The 12,647-nt window shown below is 58.2% G+C and carries 14 protein-coding genes and 1 pseudogene; 7 read left to right on the plus strand and 8 right to left on the minus strand.

The features are described 5' to 3' along the window. The 4 genes and pseudogenes from cysW to miaB form a co-directional block, all read right to left on the minus strand. Positions 1–345 (minus strand): annotated as a pseudogene (cysW, locus tag A3754_RS08180) (sulfate/thiosulfate ABC transporter permease CysW); the annotation flags it as partial. Positions 346–347: 2 nt separating this feature from the next. Then, complete coding sequence (gene cysT, locus A3754_RS08185; protein WP_063519290.1) at positions 348–1,175, minus strand: sulfate ABC transporter permease subunit CysT; 828 nt, start codon at positions 1,173–1,175, stop codon at positions 348–350. Between the two features lie 25 nt (positions 1,176–1,200). Continuing rightward, complete coding sequence (cysP, locus tag A3754_RS08190; RefSeq protein ID WP_063519281.1) at positions 1,201–2,202, minus strand: thiosulfate ABC transporter substrate-binding protein CysP; 1,002 nt, start codon at positions 2,200–2,202, stop codon at positions 1,201–1,203. Between the two features lie 130 nt (positions 2,203–2,332). Then, entirely contained in the window at positions 2,333–3,670 is a 1,338-nt protein-coding gene (gene miaB / locus A3754_RS08195; protein WP_063519282.1) for a tRNA (N6-isopentenyl adenosine(37)-C2)-methylthiotransferase MiaB, read from the minus strand. Between the two features lie 80 nt (positions 3,671–3,750). Between miaB and A3754_RS08200 the strand changes: the two genes are divergently transcribed. From A3754_RS08200 to A3754_RS08220, 5 genes are all read left to right on the plus strand, one after another. Continuing rightward, a complete protein-coding gene (locus A3754_RS08200) occupies positions 3,751–4,323 on the plus strand; it encodes an SCO family protein (protein ID WP_063519291.1) in 573 nt (190 codons plus the stop codon). Then, positions 4,304–4,759 carry a copper chaperone PCu(A)C gene (locus tag A3754_RS08205; protein WP_063519283.1) on the plus strand — a complete coding sequence of 152 codons (456 nt, stop codon included), beginning with the start codon at positions 4,304–4,306 and terminating at the stop codon, positions 4,757–4,759. The genes A3754_RS08200 and A3754_RS08205 overlap by 20 nt, the downstream gene beginning before the upstream one ends. An 83-nt stretch (positions 4,760–4,842) precedes the next feature. Beyond that, positions 4,843–6,078: a hypothetical protein gene (locus A3754_RS08210; RefSeq protein ID WP_063519284.1), complete on the plus strand. Its 1,236-nt coding sequence runs from the start codon at positions 4,843–4,845 to the stop codon at positions 6,076–6,078. 12 nt (positions 6,079–6,090) lie between these two features. Further along, positions 6,091–6,498: a hypothetical protein gene (locus A3754_RS08215; protein WP_063519285.1), complete on the plus strand. Its 408-nt coding sequence runs from the start codon at positions 6,091–6,093 to the stop codon at positions 6,496–6,498. Positions 6,499–6,745: 247 nt separating this feature from the next. After that, entirely contained in the window at positions 6,746–7,684 is a 939-nt protein-coding gene (locus A3754_RS08220) for an endonuclease/exonuclease/phosphatase family protein (RefSeq protein ID WP_063519286.1), read from the plus strand. A 157-nt stretch (positions 7,685–7,841) separates the two neighbouring features. Here the strand turns inward: A3754_RS08220 and A3754_RS08225 are convergent, their stop codons facing one another. From A3754_RS08225 to A3754_RS08235, 3 genes are all read right to left on the minus strand, one after another. Further along, positions 7,842–8,546: a TorF family putative porin gene (locus A3754_RS08225; RefSeq protein WP_063519287.1), complete on the minus strand. Its 705-nt coding sequence runs from the start codon at positions 8,544–8,546 to the stop codon at positions 7,842–7,844. A gap of 217 nt (positions 8,547–8,763) precedes the next feature. Next, positions 8,764–9,228: a hypothetical protein gene (locus tag A3754_RS08230; RefSeq protein ID WP_063519288.1), complete on the minus strand. Its 465-nt coding sequence runs from the start codon at positions 9,226–9,228 to the stop codon at positions 8,764–8,766. 177 nt (positions 9,229–9,405) lie between these two features. Further along, positions 9,406–10,449, minus strand: a complete 1,044-nt coding sequence (locus A3754_RS08235) for a M14 family zinc carboxypeptidase (protein WP_082872391.1) — start codon at positions 10,447–10,449, stop codon at positions 9,406–9,408. Positions 10,450–10,675: 226 nt separating this feature from the next. Between A3754_RS08235 and A3754_RS08240 the strand changes: the two genes are divergently transcribed. Continuing rightward, entirely contained in the window at positions 10,676–11,416 is a 741-nt protein-coding gene (locus tag A3754_RS08240; RefSeq protein ID WP_063519289.1) for a YiiX/YebB-like N1pC/P60 family cysteine hydrolase, read from the plus strand. Here A3754_RS08240 and A3754_RS08245 read toward each other — a convergent pair. Continuing rightward, positions 11,316–11,777: an isoprenylcysteine carboxylmethyltransferase family protein gene (locus A3754_RS08245; RefSeq protein ID WP_231880549.1), complete on the minus strand. Its 462-nt coding sequence runs from the start codon at positions 11,775–11,777 to the stop codon at positions 11,316–11,318. The genes A3754_RS08240 and A3754_RS08245 overlap by 101 nt on opposite strands. A gap of 390 nt (positions 11,778–12,167) precedes the next feature. Between A3754_RS08245 and A3754_RS08250 the strand changes: the two genes are divergently transcribed. Beyond that, on the plus strand, positions 12,168–12,647 hold a 480-nt coding region (locus tag A3754_RS08250), incomplete at its 3' end, for a PIN domain-containing protein (protein WP_231880550.1).

The raw sequence follows: 12,647 nt of genomic DNA on the forward strand, positions 1-12,647 counted from the left end.
CACCACCAGATAACACAGCCCGGCGACCACCGGGCTCATGGCGAAGGGGATGTCGATAAGGGTGCTGAGCAGTTTGCGGCCGCGGAACTCGTAACGGGTAACGCACCAGGCCAGCAGAATGCCGAACAGCAAGTTCACTGGCACGGTGATTAACGCGACGATCAGGGTCAGCTTGATGGCGCCGAGCATGTCCGGGTTGGTCAGATTCTGTTGCACCATGGCCCAGCCCTGGCTGAAGGCTTCGGTGAAAATCAGCGCCAGTGGCATCACCAGCAAGATGGCGACCGCAGCAAACGCTGCGATGACAAGAAGCCACTGATGCCAGTGGCGGGGGCGTTCATGCATGGTCAGTGCCCCTTCCAGCGACGGGTCAGACGGGACTGCACCAGCTGGATGCCGAAGAGCAGCACCAGTGAAGCGACCAGGATCACCGAGGCCAGCGCGCTGGCGGCGGCGTAGTCGAATTCATCCAGGCGGATGTTGACCAGCAGCGACAGGATTTCGGTTTCGAAGGGCATATTGCCGGCGATGAAAATCACCGCACCGTATTCCCCCAGACTGCGGGTAAAGGCCAGGGCAGTGCCGGTGAGCAGGGCTGGCATCAGCTGCGCGAGGATCACCCGCGTAAAGGTGGCCATGGGCGTGGCGCCCAGGGTGGCGGCGGCTTCTTCCACGTCGGGCGTCAGGTCTTCGAGCACCGGCTGCACGGCCCGCACCACGAAGGGCAGGCTGGTGAAACTCATGGCGATCATGATGCCCAGAGGCGTGTAGGCGACACTGATTCCCACCGCTTCAAACCATTGCCCCAGCCAGCCGTTGGCGGCAAACAGGGCCGACAGCGTCAGCCCGGCCACGGCGGTGGGCAGGGCGAACGGCAGGTCCACCAGCGCATCCATCAGGCGCCGGCCGGGGAAGCGGTAGCGGGTAATCACCCAGGCCAACAGCAGGCCGACCACGGCGTTGATGCCGCTGGCGCCGGCGGCGGCCAGCAGGGTCACGCGGAAGCTGGCCAGTGAGCGGGGGTCGGTAATCACACCCCAGTACTGGGCCCAGCTCATCTGTGAAACATGGATGGCAAGTCCGGACAGAGGCACCAGAATCACCAGACAGATAAACAACACGCTCAGCGCGAAGCTGAGCGTGAAGCCGGGTAAAACGGAATGTTGGGTTCGCAGTAGGGGCACTGTCTGTTGGCGCGGTTTAGCGCAGGCTCCGGGCCTTGGCTTGCAAGCGATCCAGCTCGCCACCAGACGCAAAGTGGGTCTTCTGGGCGTCCGCCCAGGAGCCGAAATAGTCTGCCACTTCCAGCAGTTTCACCGGGGGGAACTGGTCGGCGGTTTCCTTTACCACGGTGTCGTTATGCACCCGGTAGTTGAAGCCGGCCAGCAGCCGCTGAATGTCTTCACTGTAGAGGAAGTTCAAGTATTCAGTGGCGACTTTACGGGTGCCTTTCTGGTCCACCACCTTGTCCACCACGGTAACCGGGAATTCGGCCAGCACGGAGGTTTTCGGCACTACCACGTCGTAGTCGTCGCTGCCGTACTGCTTGCGGATGTTGTTCACCTCCGACTCGAAGCTGATCAGCACGTCGCCGATTTCACGCTCGGCAAAGGTGACGGTGGCCGCGCGCCCACCGGAATCGAATACCGCCACGTTGGCGAGAAACTGGGCCATGTAATCGCGGATCTTTTCTTCATCCCCGTCCAGGCGATCACTGGTGGCCATCCAGGCAGCCAGGTAGGTGTAGCGGCCGTTGCCGGAGGTCTTCGGGTTGGGGAACACCACACTGACGTCGTCTTTCGCCAGGTCGGCCCAGCCCTGAATGTTTTTCGGGTTGCCCTTGCGCACCAGGAATGCGGTGGTGGAGTAGTAGGGGCTGGAGTTGTTGGGTAGGCGGGTGTTCCAGTTCGCCGGGATCAGGTTGCCCTTGTCGTGCAGCACGTTGACGTCGGTGACCTGGTTAAAGGTCACCACATCGGCTTTCAGGCCCTGCAGGATGGCGCGGGCCTGTTTGGAGGAACCGGAGTGGGACTGCTGGATGGTGACGTCTTCGCCGGCCATTTCCTGCCAGTGGGCCTGGAATTTCGGGTTCACGGCGGCAAACAGTTCACGGGCGATATCGTAGGAGCTGTTCAGCAGGGTCTGCTGGGCACTGGCGGCGCCGGCGATGGCCAGCAGCAGAGCGGAAATCCACACACGCATGGTTTGTCCTCACAAATAGATCGGCGTTGGTCAACACGAATGAGGTTCAAGTCTATATAACCAGACGCTAATTAAAAGCTGTTCGGGTGGAACGAATCGCTATAACGATATGAGCCCGGCAAGGCCCGGGCTAGCCCGGGTTGCGCGGATCGCTGCCCAGCAGGGAATTGCTGTACGCCTGGGCAATGGTCACATCCACGAACTTGCCGATCAGGTCGGTGTCGTCGCACTGGAAGTTCACCACCCGGTTGTTTTCCGTGCGGCCCTTGAGCTGGCCCGGGTCCTTCTTGGAGAAACCATCCACCAGAATGCGCTGGGTGCTGCCCACCATTTTGCGGGAGATGTCCTGGGCGTTCTGGTTGATGCGCTGCTGGAGAATCGCCAGGCGCTGCTTCTTCACGTCCACGTCCACATCGTCGGGCAGGTCCGCCGCCGGGGTGCCGGGGCGGGCGCTGTAGATGAAGCTGAAGGACATGTCGAAGCCGATATCATGGATCAGGTCCATGGTGTCTTCGAAGTCCCGGTCGGTTTCGCCGGGGAAGCCGATGATGAAATCCGAGCTGAAGGAAATGTCCGGACGAATGCGCTTGAGCTTGCGCAGCTTGCTCTTGTATTCGAGCACCATGTGGTTGCGCTTCATCATGGCGAGAATGCGGTCGGAGCCGGATTGCACCGGCAGGTGCAGGTGGCTGACCAGTTCCGGCACGTCTTCGTACACCTGAATCAGCGCATCGGAAAACTCCACCGGATGGCTGGTGGTGTAGCGAATGCGGTCGATGCCGTCGATGTCACGGATCAGGCGGATCAGGTCGGCCAGATCCAGGGTATCGCCATCGGCGCCCACGCCCTGGTAGGCGTTCACGTTCTGGCCCAGCAGGTTGACCTCACGCACACCCATGTCCGCCAGGTGCTGGATTTCACTGAGCACGGGCTGAACCGGACGGCTGACTTCTTCGCCGCGGGTGTAGGGCACCACGCAGAACGTACAGTACTTGGAGCAGCCCTCCATGATGGAAACGAAAGCGGAGGGGCCGTCTACGCTGGGTTCCGGAAGGTTGTCGAACTTTTCGATTTCCGGGAAGGTCACATCAATGGCCAGCTCGCGGGTGCTGGCGGCCTGGGTAATCAGGCCGGGCAGGCGGTGCAGGGTTTGAGGACCAAATACCACGTCCACATAGGGTGCACGGTCGCGGATGGCATCGCCTTCCTGGCTGGCCACACAGCCGCCCACGCCGATAATCATGTCGGGTTTGGCGTCTTTCAGCTTTTTCCAGCGGCCCAGCTGGTGGAAGACCTTTTCCTGGGCTTTTTCCCGGATAGAACAGGTGTTGAGAAGCAGCACATCCGCTTCTTCCGGGTTGTCGGTGGGCTCCAGGCCGTGGCTGGATTCGAGCAGGTCCACCATGCGAGTGGAGTCGTACTCGTTCATCTGGCAGCCGTGGGTCTGGATAAACAGCTTACGTGCCATGGGTTGCCTAACCGTCAAATAGAGTGAAAATGGGCGCGGATTATACCGCTGACTGCTGCAAACTGCGAACCGGAGAATTCATGCGAAAACTGCTGTATGTGCTGCCATTGCTGGCAGCGTTGGTGCTGGCCGGGTGTGGCAAGCAGGAAAGCGACCTGCCAGTGAATACGAGGCTGGGGGGTGATTTCACCCTGACAGACCAGAATGGCGAGCCTTTTCAGGCGGAAAAATTGAAGGGCCAGGTGTCAATCCTGTTCTTTGGTTACACCCATTGCCCGGATATCTGCCCGGCGGTATTGGCCCAGGTGGCGCAGGTTTATCGCCATTTGGAAGAAGAGGGGGTGGCCGATCAGTTACAACCGGTGTTCATTACGTTCGATCCCGAGCGCGATACGGCGGCCCACCTGAAGGAATACCTGCCCTGGTTCAAGGCGGACATGATTGGCCTGACCGGTAGCCTGGAACAAATTCGCGAGGTCGCCAAGCAGTACGGTGTGGTCTTTATCAAGGATAAGGAGGCTGACGAGCAGGGGTACCTGTTTACCCATAGTGATTACATTTACCTGCTGGATGACCAGGCGCGGGTGCGCAAGCTGTATCCGGCGGATTTCAAAGTTGATGAGGTGGTAGCGGATGTTGAATCGCTTTTGTAAAACGGCATGTCAGGCGGCGGCCCTGGCGGCGGCCCTGGGTGCGGGCGTCGCTAACGCCGACGTGAGTATTTCCGGTGGCTGGCTGCGAGCGGTGCCGCCGGTATCGCCGACCATGGCCGGGTACCTCACCGTAACCAACAACGGGGACACCAGCGTAAAAATTACCGGGGCACGCAGTGATATTGCGGGCCATACCATGCTGCACAGCATGACAACCCTGGATGACGGGACGCGCAAGATGGGGCACTTGCACCACATCATGCTGGCGCCGGGGGATTCTTTCTCCCTGACACCTGGAGGGGACCATTTGATGCTGATGAAGCTGCAACGTGTCCCGCAGCCCGGGGAGTCGGTCACGGTTTGCTTGTTGCAGGCTGAAGGGGACGCACTGTGTTCGGCGTTGCCGGTGCGCCGCGAGGCGCCAGAGGAGTCTTGAATCCCGACCGTAATTACGGATAATGCCATTCTTTCGTCGTAGTAAAACTTTAATGAAAAAGACGAAGTGTCTGTGGGGAGACTATGAGAAAGGTATTGTCCGTCTTGCTCGGCGCGTCGCTGGGTGCTGTCCCGTTATGGGCTGGTGCTGCTGATAGCGATGTAGAGCAGACGCTGCGTGAGTATCAGCAGCGCCTTGAAAAGCTGGAACAGCAACAGGTTGAAAGCAGCCTGACACAGCCCGAGCGGCTGCGTATCAATGGATTCCTCTCCGCCGGCATGAGCCGTGCCGAGGCGGACACCACCTTGGGTGAGGACGGCAGCTACATCGATGGCTCCGGTGATAAGTGGAGTCATGATTCCCTTACCCGTGCCGGCGTGCAGTTTAACGCCCAGCTCACCGACAAGGCCGAGGCGGTGGTTCAGCTGTTTGCCTCCGGGGCCGATGATTTCAATGCGGAAGTGCAATGGGCCTACCTGGACTACGACGTTACCGAGAGCGTCAGCGTCAAGGCGGGGCGTATTGTGGCGCCGTTCTATCTGCATTCACAGTATGTGGATGTGGGTTATGCCTATCCCTGGGTGTCGTTGCCTTCCGAGGTGTATCAGCTGGCGCCCATCAAAACCATGGAAGCACTGGAAGCGACCTGGGGGTTCAATACCGGCCCGGTCAGCCATCGGCTTAGTGGCTTCTGGGGCTCCAGCACTGTGGATGGCGGGCCGCGTACCAACAATGCGCAATACCAGGCTGACGATCTTGCCGGTATGAATCTGACCAGCCGCTGGCGTGACTGGACCGTGCGGGCGGCATACACCGCAGCGGATGTGTCCGTGGGCCAGGATGATCTGGATGCGCTGATTCCTGCCACCGCGTTGGGGTTGTCCTTTGACGAGGTGTACACCTACTTCGCCGGTCTGGGCCTGCAATATGATGACGGCAGCTGGTTCATGTCTGCTGAGGTAGCGCGGCTGGACTTTGGTAACTGGTACCCCAGCAGTCAAAGCGGCTATGTGAGTGTGGGCAAGTACCTGGGCAAATGGATGCCGCTGCTGACTTGGGCAGAAGTGGACCCCCGTGATCTGGATTCCTCTTTGCCTGGCCCGATCAATGATGGCCTGGCCGAGCAGCAGAAAAGCTGGACGGCGGGATTACGTTACTCGCTCACCGATTCCATCGCCCTGAAAGGGGAGTTCAGTTACTACTACGACTTCTCCGATGATGAGGTTTCTACCACGGGGTTCTTTGTCACCGACCCGGGGGCAGAGATGGAAGATGATCATGCCACCATTGTGCGTCTCAGCGCCGATCTGGTCTTTTAAGGGAGAATGATAATGAAGAAATGGATAATTTCATTGCTCCTGACGCTGTCGGCCACGCTGCACGCCGAGCCGGTTGTAGTGGTTTCCGCCAGCAGCGAATTGACCGTGCTGACCCAGGACGAAGTTCGCCAGTTGTTTAATGGTTTGACTCGCCGCGCGTCCGGGGTCGCCTTGAAACCTCTGGATCTGCCAGCCAAAAGCACTGAGCGCACCAGCTTTTATCAGCAAGTGTTGGGCAAAAGCGCAGAGCAGATGAAAAGTTATTGGGCCAGGATGATTTTCACCGGCCGTGGCATGCCGCCCCGGGAAGTGTCCAGCAATCGCGAGATGGTAATGCTGATTGGCAGTAATCGAAATTTCATCGGGTACGTGGACGAAACAGAGGTCACGCCACAATTAAAAGTGGTATATCGACCCTGACTGTGTTGTTTAACCCGCCTCTCCGGCGGGTTTTTTTTGGCCGTTGATTAGAGTGGGTGCTCTGCGGTGCCGGTGCGTACCTGTCCTTACGTTAGTGTAGCGTCTGGTGGGGATGGGGCTGTTGTTCCGCTACGTTTCGTTCCCGCAGAAAAATGATGTCGGATTACGCCCTTCGGGCTAATGCGACCTACAAGCGTTTATTCGTACGCCTCTGTTACACATAGGATGGCGCGCATACACTGCCTGCATGCGTTTACTCATTCTGATTGTCCTCACTATTTTTCCGCTGTTGGTGCCCGCCGATTGTGCCCAGCTTGCGCCTGCCCGTGGTGTGCCTGCAGCGTCTGACCAGACATGGGCACTGGCCACCCTGAATCTGTGGCGCCTGCGCGATGACCACAAGAACAGCGAGCTGGATGTCCCTGTGTCGTCTGCGTTGCTGAAGGCACGGGTGAATGCCGTCGCGGAATTTATTGTGGAAGACCTGAAGGCGCCGCATGTTCTGGCACTCCAGGAAGTGGAAAACCAGGCAGTGCTGGATCGGCTGGCGGAGCGGTTGGCGCAGCGTGGTTACCGGTATCGTTCAGCGCTGCGTGAGGGTAATGATCCTTCGGGTTTGGACGTGGCAATAATGTATCGCTCACCGGTTAACATTGGGTCGGTGAGCGCTCTTTTTTCAGACCAGCAATTCCATGGTCATGCGTTGTACTCACGCCCCCCGTTGGTGGTTACTCTTGAAGCGCCGCTTGCTGCGAAGGTCGTGGTGGTGCATTGGCGCAGCGCGCGGAATTTGAAGAAAACCTGGGTTCATGAAAAAAGGCAGACTCAGGCGGCCTTGTTGGCCAACTGGGTAACGATGCAGACCTCGCCATTGATCGTGGCGGGGGATTTCAACACGACCCGGGACGCAGGTCGTTTCTCTGACAGCTATGAACGGTTTGAACAATCGGGCTTGCTGAATCTTTGGTCGTTCTTGCCTGAAAAGGAGCGCTACAGTTTCCGCCACCGTTGTCGGCCGCAAGCGCTGGACCATATCTGGGTGTCACCTGGATTGAAAACCACTGTCAGCAAGGTTGCGGTGAGTCGTGGCAATGCGGGTCGTTACGATAGTCTCTATGGCAGCCAGGGGGTGGCCCCAATTTCAGACCATGATGCACTGGTGGTGTATTTTTCAATTAAGAGATAAAGAAAAGTGAGGGGTGTTGCGTGAAGCGTGAGGCATGTAGCGTCAATGAAAAAAGCGCCGCAGGGTTGCTTGCGTGCTTGCGAGGACCAGGGAGAGCCCTGCGGCGTAAACAGTGGGCGACCGCAGTCGCCCGAAGGAGCGTGTTTGATCTTGTGCCTTACAGGGCGAACTCGTAGGAAACGCTCATTACGACGTCGTCATCCCAGGTCTCTTCGCCGGCAACATCTTCCTGATCTACGATTTTGGACGCAGTAAAGGTGAACTGGTCGGTGACGGCGTAGCTCAGATCCACGTGGGTGTAATCTGCCAGGGTGCCATCGACTTCCGGATCGCCATCGAAGTCGTAGTAACCTGCACTAATACCGTATTTGTCGTAGCCGTAGCCCAGTGCGAAGTAGTTGTCCTTGTTGTCTACGGCGTTGTCGCCGTGGCCTACTTCGCCAACCCCGATGAAGGCATCGGCGCTGAAGCCGGCAAAGCCTGCACCCACATGCACTTCTTCGAAGTCAGCACTGGAAGCCGGATCAGTGGCACCGGTGCCGCCGGAGGTGTAGTTGTAATCGATGTAGCTGATGTCATAGCTGAAGCCGCCGGCTTCGCCACCAAAACCCGCGTACAGGTCATACTCGGTGTCGTCGGTTTCAGAGGATGCCCAAGCGCCTGCGTACAGGCCGGAAGCGTGGGCGTAATCCACACTGCCGTATACCGCTGCGCCGTCAGTCAACTGCTGACCACGCCACAGGTACTGGCTGGATGCACCCAGGGTGCCGCTGACTTCCGCCGCAGCAATGGCAGGGGCCAGGCTGGCAGCAATCACTGATGCCGCCAGAACGGTTTTCTTCAGACCAAATACGTTTTTCATGTGCAACCCTCTTAACAAGTCTAATTCGTTCAGTGTGCGCAGGTGACGCACCGCCAATTCGGCTCATCAGGGTTACTGCAGAGACTGTGCCAATTATTGTTATTCTTTTTATAACAATAATTTAGCTTGTTTTAGGTGGGGTGTTTGGAGGTTCGTGCAGGGGGAGAAAGGAAAGCGGTGCACGATAATGGTGCTCGGCACCGCTTTGGTGCGGCAGTTATGGGCATTCCCAATCGGTCAGAACCGCATCGGCTGAGCCGCCAGCCGTGTCTTGCAGCGACAGCCCGCACTGATCATTTTCGTAAACAAAATGGGCGTTGTATTTGCTGTTGGCAGTAGGCGTGAACAGCAGGGCAACCTGACAGCGATCGCGGCTATGGTTATTGCCCGGGCGATTGAAGGCTACGCCGATTCGGGTGGGCTCCCCTGCGGTGACGGTGGTAGTGACTTGCGGGCTTTTCTTGAGGGCTTCGCGCAGATCGCCCAGCGCCTCGCTGCCACTGCTTGTCAGGGCATATTCTGTGGATTTGAAGCCTTTTCCGGGGACACACACCATTGGCTGGGCAGAAATACTGTTGCCAGTGAAGGTGACGGTGGCGGTATCGTCACCGCTGGGGGGTTGATAGTTCAGGTGTTGGCAGCCGGCCAGCAAGAATGCACAGGCAGTCACGAGGTATTTCATAGAAAATTCCTGTTGGGTTGTGCTCAGTATAAGGCAATGCAGAGCAAGCAGAGCGTGATTCGGCGGTGCCTTGAGTCAAAGTGATCCAATTTTGGGCACCGGGCATGCCCGGGTCAATGCAAGGCTGGGGCCAACTAGCGCGACGCACGCAAAGCATCAGGTGTCATCTCGGTAGTGTTAAGAGGCCCTAAACCAGTGCTCAATGGCTTGGCGGGTGAGGCGTTGCTTTTCCTTCGGGGTGGGCAACCAATTGCCGGCATTGCTGGCCATGGCGGTGAGGAACTCGAAGAAGGGCAAATGTTGGCGCAGCACCCGGTGGTGGCGGTGGCTGATCATCGGGTTGAAGTAACCGAAGAAATCCAGCATCTGGCGCGGGTTCTTGCGCACCCAGAGCCAGGATCCCATTTCCAGGGTGAAGGGCAGAAAGGTGTGATCCGGCTGTTGTTCCTGGGCGTCGTCGTACAGGTAATCCCAGAGATCCCCGTGGGTAGTGTAGTTAATCGACTGGGGTTCGATCAGATAGGGATGGTGATTCGGATAGGTCTGCTCAAAGACCTGTTTGAGCCGGTATACCTCGGCGATATGTGGAATGGGCCGGTGGCTGCGAGCGTAGCAGCACCAGACCCGGTCACGGCGGCCAAAGCCGCTGTGGCAATCCAGGCTCATGGAGAACGGTGAGCAAAACAGCTTCTCTCGCACGGTGCGGATCACCGCCTGGGCCTCGGGCTCCATGGGCTCGCCGCTTTTTCCCCGATACCAGGGTAAATGCCTGCTGATGCGATGACCGCCTACCAGAAAAGGGACTTTGCCCATGGCGTCCACCGGAGCGTTGCGCATCAGGTCCACGCCATTGGGGTTACTGCGGGTGCGGCGCCAGATTCCGCCAGGGTTGATCATGGGCATGAACACCAGGCGGACTTTTTCCAGTCGCCGGTGAAGCTGGTCATCCCATTGCAGTCGATGGATCAGGCTGTGCAGCCAGGACATCAGCACCTGGCTGCCGATCCGTTCCACGCCGTGGACTCCGCCGAAGAAACCCACCACCGGTGCGTTGGGGGAGCGGCTTCCCAGCTCGATGACATGAACGGGCAGGGTCAATTCCCCCATGGGTACCTGATGCACGGTGTTGACACGCAAATGCCGTTCCCCGTGACGGATTAATGCATCCAGTTCCAGCAGTTCCGGCAGGTGGCGTTGCAGCAGGTAGAGCTTTTCTTCCATAGGTCACTTTCATCCACAGTGACGCTTACCTTAACGGCACTGGGTAACAGAAATGTGACGACAGAAGCCACAAGACGGAAGCCTGGGCTCTCTTTTTCCTTTCACCAAAGTGTGATCGTGCTGTCAGCAGACTGTCATGGCGGGTTTCTAGCGTGAAGGACAGGATGTTTCATCACCTGGCGGGCGGAATGCTTCGTCCGGATGTCATCACAACGGAAGGGCGACTGTGGCCAAGCCAGACATTCAGCCTCACGATTCTGTTGATACCTTGCGCACCGGTGACCTGCTGCTGTTCTCCGGTCGGGGTTTTACCAGTGATGTAATCCGGGTGTTCACCCGCAGCCCCTGGAGTCACATTGGCATGGTGCTCCACCTGCCCGGCCAGCCGGAACCGCTGGTGCTGGAGTCCACTACGCTTAGTGAGTCTCCGGATGTGACCCTGGGGCACCCGGTTGCCGGTGTTGCGCTTGTTCCATTGCACAGAAAAATCCGGGATTACCCGGGGGCCGTAGCAGTGCGTCGCCGGCACGGCCCGGACCTCTCCGAGCGTCAGCGCCGGATGGTGGCGCGCATGGCGCGTCGACTTCTGCATCGGCCCTACAAAAATTATGTGCTTTGTAATGCGCTGGACGTGCTCACCGGGTTTACCCGTCGGCCGGACCAGAGAGGCTGGTTTTGTTCCGAGCTGGTGGCTGAACTCTATCGCCGCCTTGGCTGGCTACCGCTGGATATACGGCCAAGCACCCTGGTGCCTGGTCATTTTGGTTCGCGGCATATGCGCCTTCAGCATGGCAAGCTGGGGCCTGTGGAGTGGTTAAAGTCGGCACTGCCCTTGGACGAACTGAGCCATGAGGATGGCGGTAACTTTACAGCCAGCGCCGAACTTTTTTCCGATATGCCTGCCATTGCTCACCGAACTGCTGGGCATGAAACGTTTCTTCCGCCGCAATCACATGTTGCTGGATAACCCAGATGACAGGCACCCACATCACCAGCATGCCGGTGCTGTGCTGAGCCAGGGCCATGGCCAGGTGCAGGCAGGCAAAGCCCAGGTAGATCGGGTTGCGGCTGAGCGAAAACACGCCGCCGGTGAGCAGAGTGTTGGCTGCCCGGTGGGGCATCAGTGTGGTGCTGGCCCGGCGCAGCTGAATCACTGCGCTGGCGGCAAGCCCGATACCCACAAGCACAAGCACCAGTGTGACCCACTGCTGGCCCGGGAAGTGTACCGCCGGAAGGGACAGCGCACGGTCCAGCCCATACCCCATCAGCAGTCCACCCAGGAACAGGGCGGGTGGCGGCATCATGACCTGGGGATGTTCAAGCGACATGGAGTCTCCTTTTTGCGTTGGCCGGCGTTGATTCAGGTTTCAATTGTATCCGGGTCAGCCCGCTTTTATCACAGAAAATATCCGGCTGAAACGAAGGTCTGGCCGGCAACACCCACGACAGCGTTACCCACGATGAACGCAAGGAGACAAAAAGATTGCGCAATGGACTATTGATCGTTTGTGAAAAGCTGGGTTATGGTAATTCCAATCCCGCCTTTGTGGGAGTGATCGCGATCAAAAGCTGAAACAGCTTAATGCAACTGAACCGCCAAAGGGCTTAAACCGTGGCGGCAAGGCGCAGGCGTCACTCTCGCAGTCCAGATCTGACGTCCAAGCTACAGCCGCCAAAACGAATCAACCGTACCGTAATAACCTGCACAGGGGATACGCATGGAAGAGCGCGCGGCCAGACTCCACACCCTTTCCATTAACCACGCAAGCGCCAGCCAGAACGACAGCTCAACCCTCGAAGAAGACCAGAAAAAAACCTACGTCATTGATACCAATGTGTTGATCCACGATCCCAATTCATTACTCAATTTCGAGGAACACCGGGTAGTGATCCCGATGACGGTGCTGGAAGAACTGGACAAGCTCAAGAGCGGAAAATCGCATACGGCGGCGGATTGCCGAGCCGCGATTCGGCAGATCGACAAGGTGTTGGGCAGTGCGACTCCGCAGCAGGTGGAAGAAGGGATCCCGATTCCCCGCGGTGGCGACAACGCGCCCCAGGGCACGCTGACAGTCCTGATGGCAGAGCAGAACAAAGCCTCTGCGCCGCTGCCCAATGACCTGAATGACAACCGCATTATCAATGATGTGGTTGCCATGAAGAGCCAGTTTCCGGATCGCCGCTATATTCTGGTAACC

The organism is Alcanivorax sp. HI0083, from assembly GCF_001635175.1.

Bases quoted from the DNA above. Each gene is read 5' to 3' on its own strand.
- cysP (WP_063519281.1), bottom strand. From the start codon at position 2,202: ATGCGTGTGTGGATTTCCGCTCTGCTGCTGGCCATCGCCGGCGCCGCC.
- A3754_RS08230 (WP_063519288.1), bottom strand. From the start codon at position 9,228: ATGAAATACCTCGTGACTGCCTGTGCATTCTTGCTGGCCGGCTGCCAA.
- A3754_RS08220 (WP_063519286.1), top strand. From the start codon at position 6,746: ATGCGTTTACTCATTCTGATTGTCCTCACTATTTTTCCGCTGTTGGTG.
- A3754_RS08225 (WP_063519287.1), bottom strand. From the start codon at position 8,546: ATGAAAAACGTATTTGGTCTGAAGAAAACCGTTCTGGCGGCATCAGTG.
- A3754_RS08235 (WP_082872391.1), bottom strand. From the start codon at position 10,449: ATGGAAGAAAAGCTCTACCTGCTGCAACGCCACCTGCCGGAACTGCTG.
- A3754_RS08245 (WP_231880549.1), bottom strand. From the start codon at position 11,777: ATGTCGCTTGAACATCCCCAGGTCATGATGCCGCCACCCGCCCTGTTC.
- A3754_RS08215 (WP_063519285.1), top strand. From the start codon at position 6,091: ATGAAGAAATGGATAATTTCATTGCTCCTGACGCTGTCGGCCACGCTG.
- A3754_RS08210 (WP_063519284.1), top strand. From the start codon at position 4,843: ATGAGAAAGGTATTGTCCGTCTTGCTCGGCGCGTCGCTGGGTGCTGTC.
- A3754_RS08205 (WP_063519283.1), top strand. From the start codon at position 4,304: ATGTTGAATCGCTTTTGTAAAACGGCATGTCAGGCGGCGGCCCTGGCG.
- miaB (WP_063519282.1), bottom strand. From the start codon at position 3,670: ATGGCACGTAAGCTGTTTATCCAGACCCACGGCTGCCAGATGAACGAG.
- A3754_RS08200 (WP_063519291.1), top strand. From the start codon at position 3,751: ATGCGAAAACTGCTGTATGTGCTGCCATTGCTGGCAGCGTTGGTGCTG.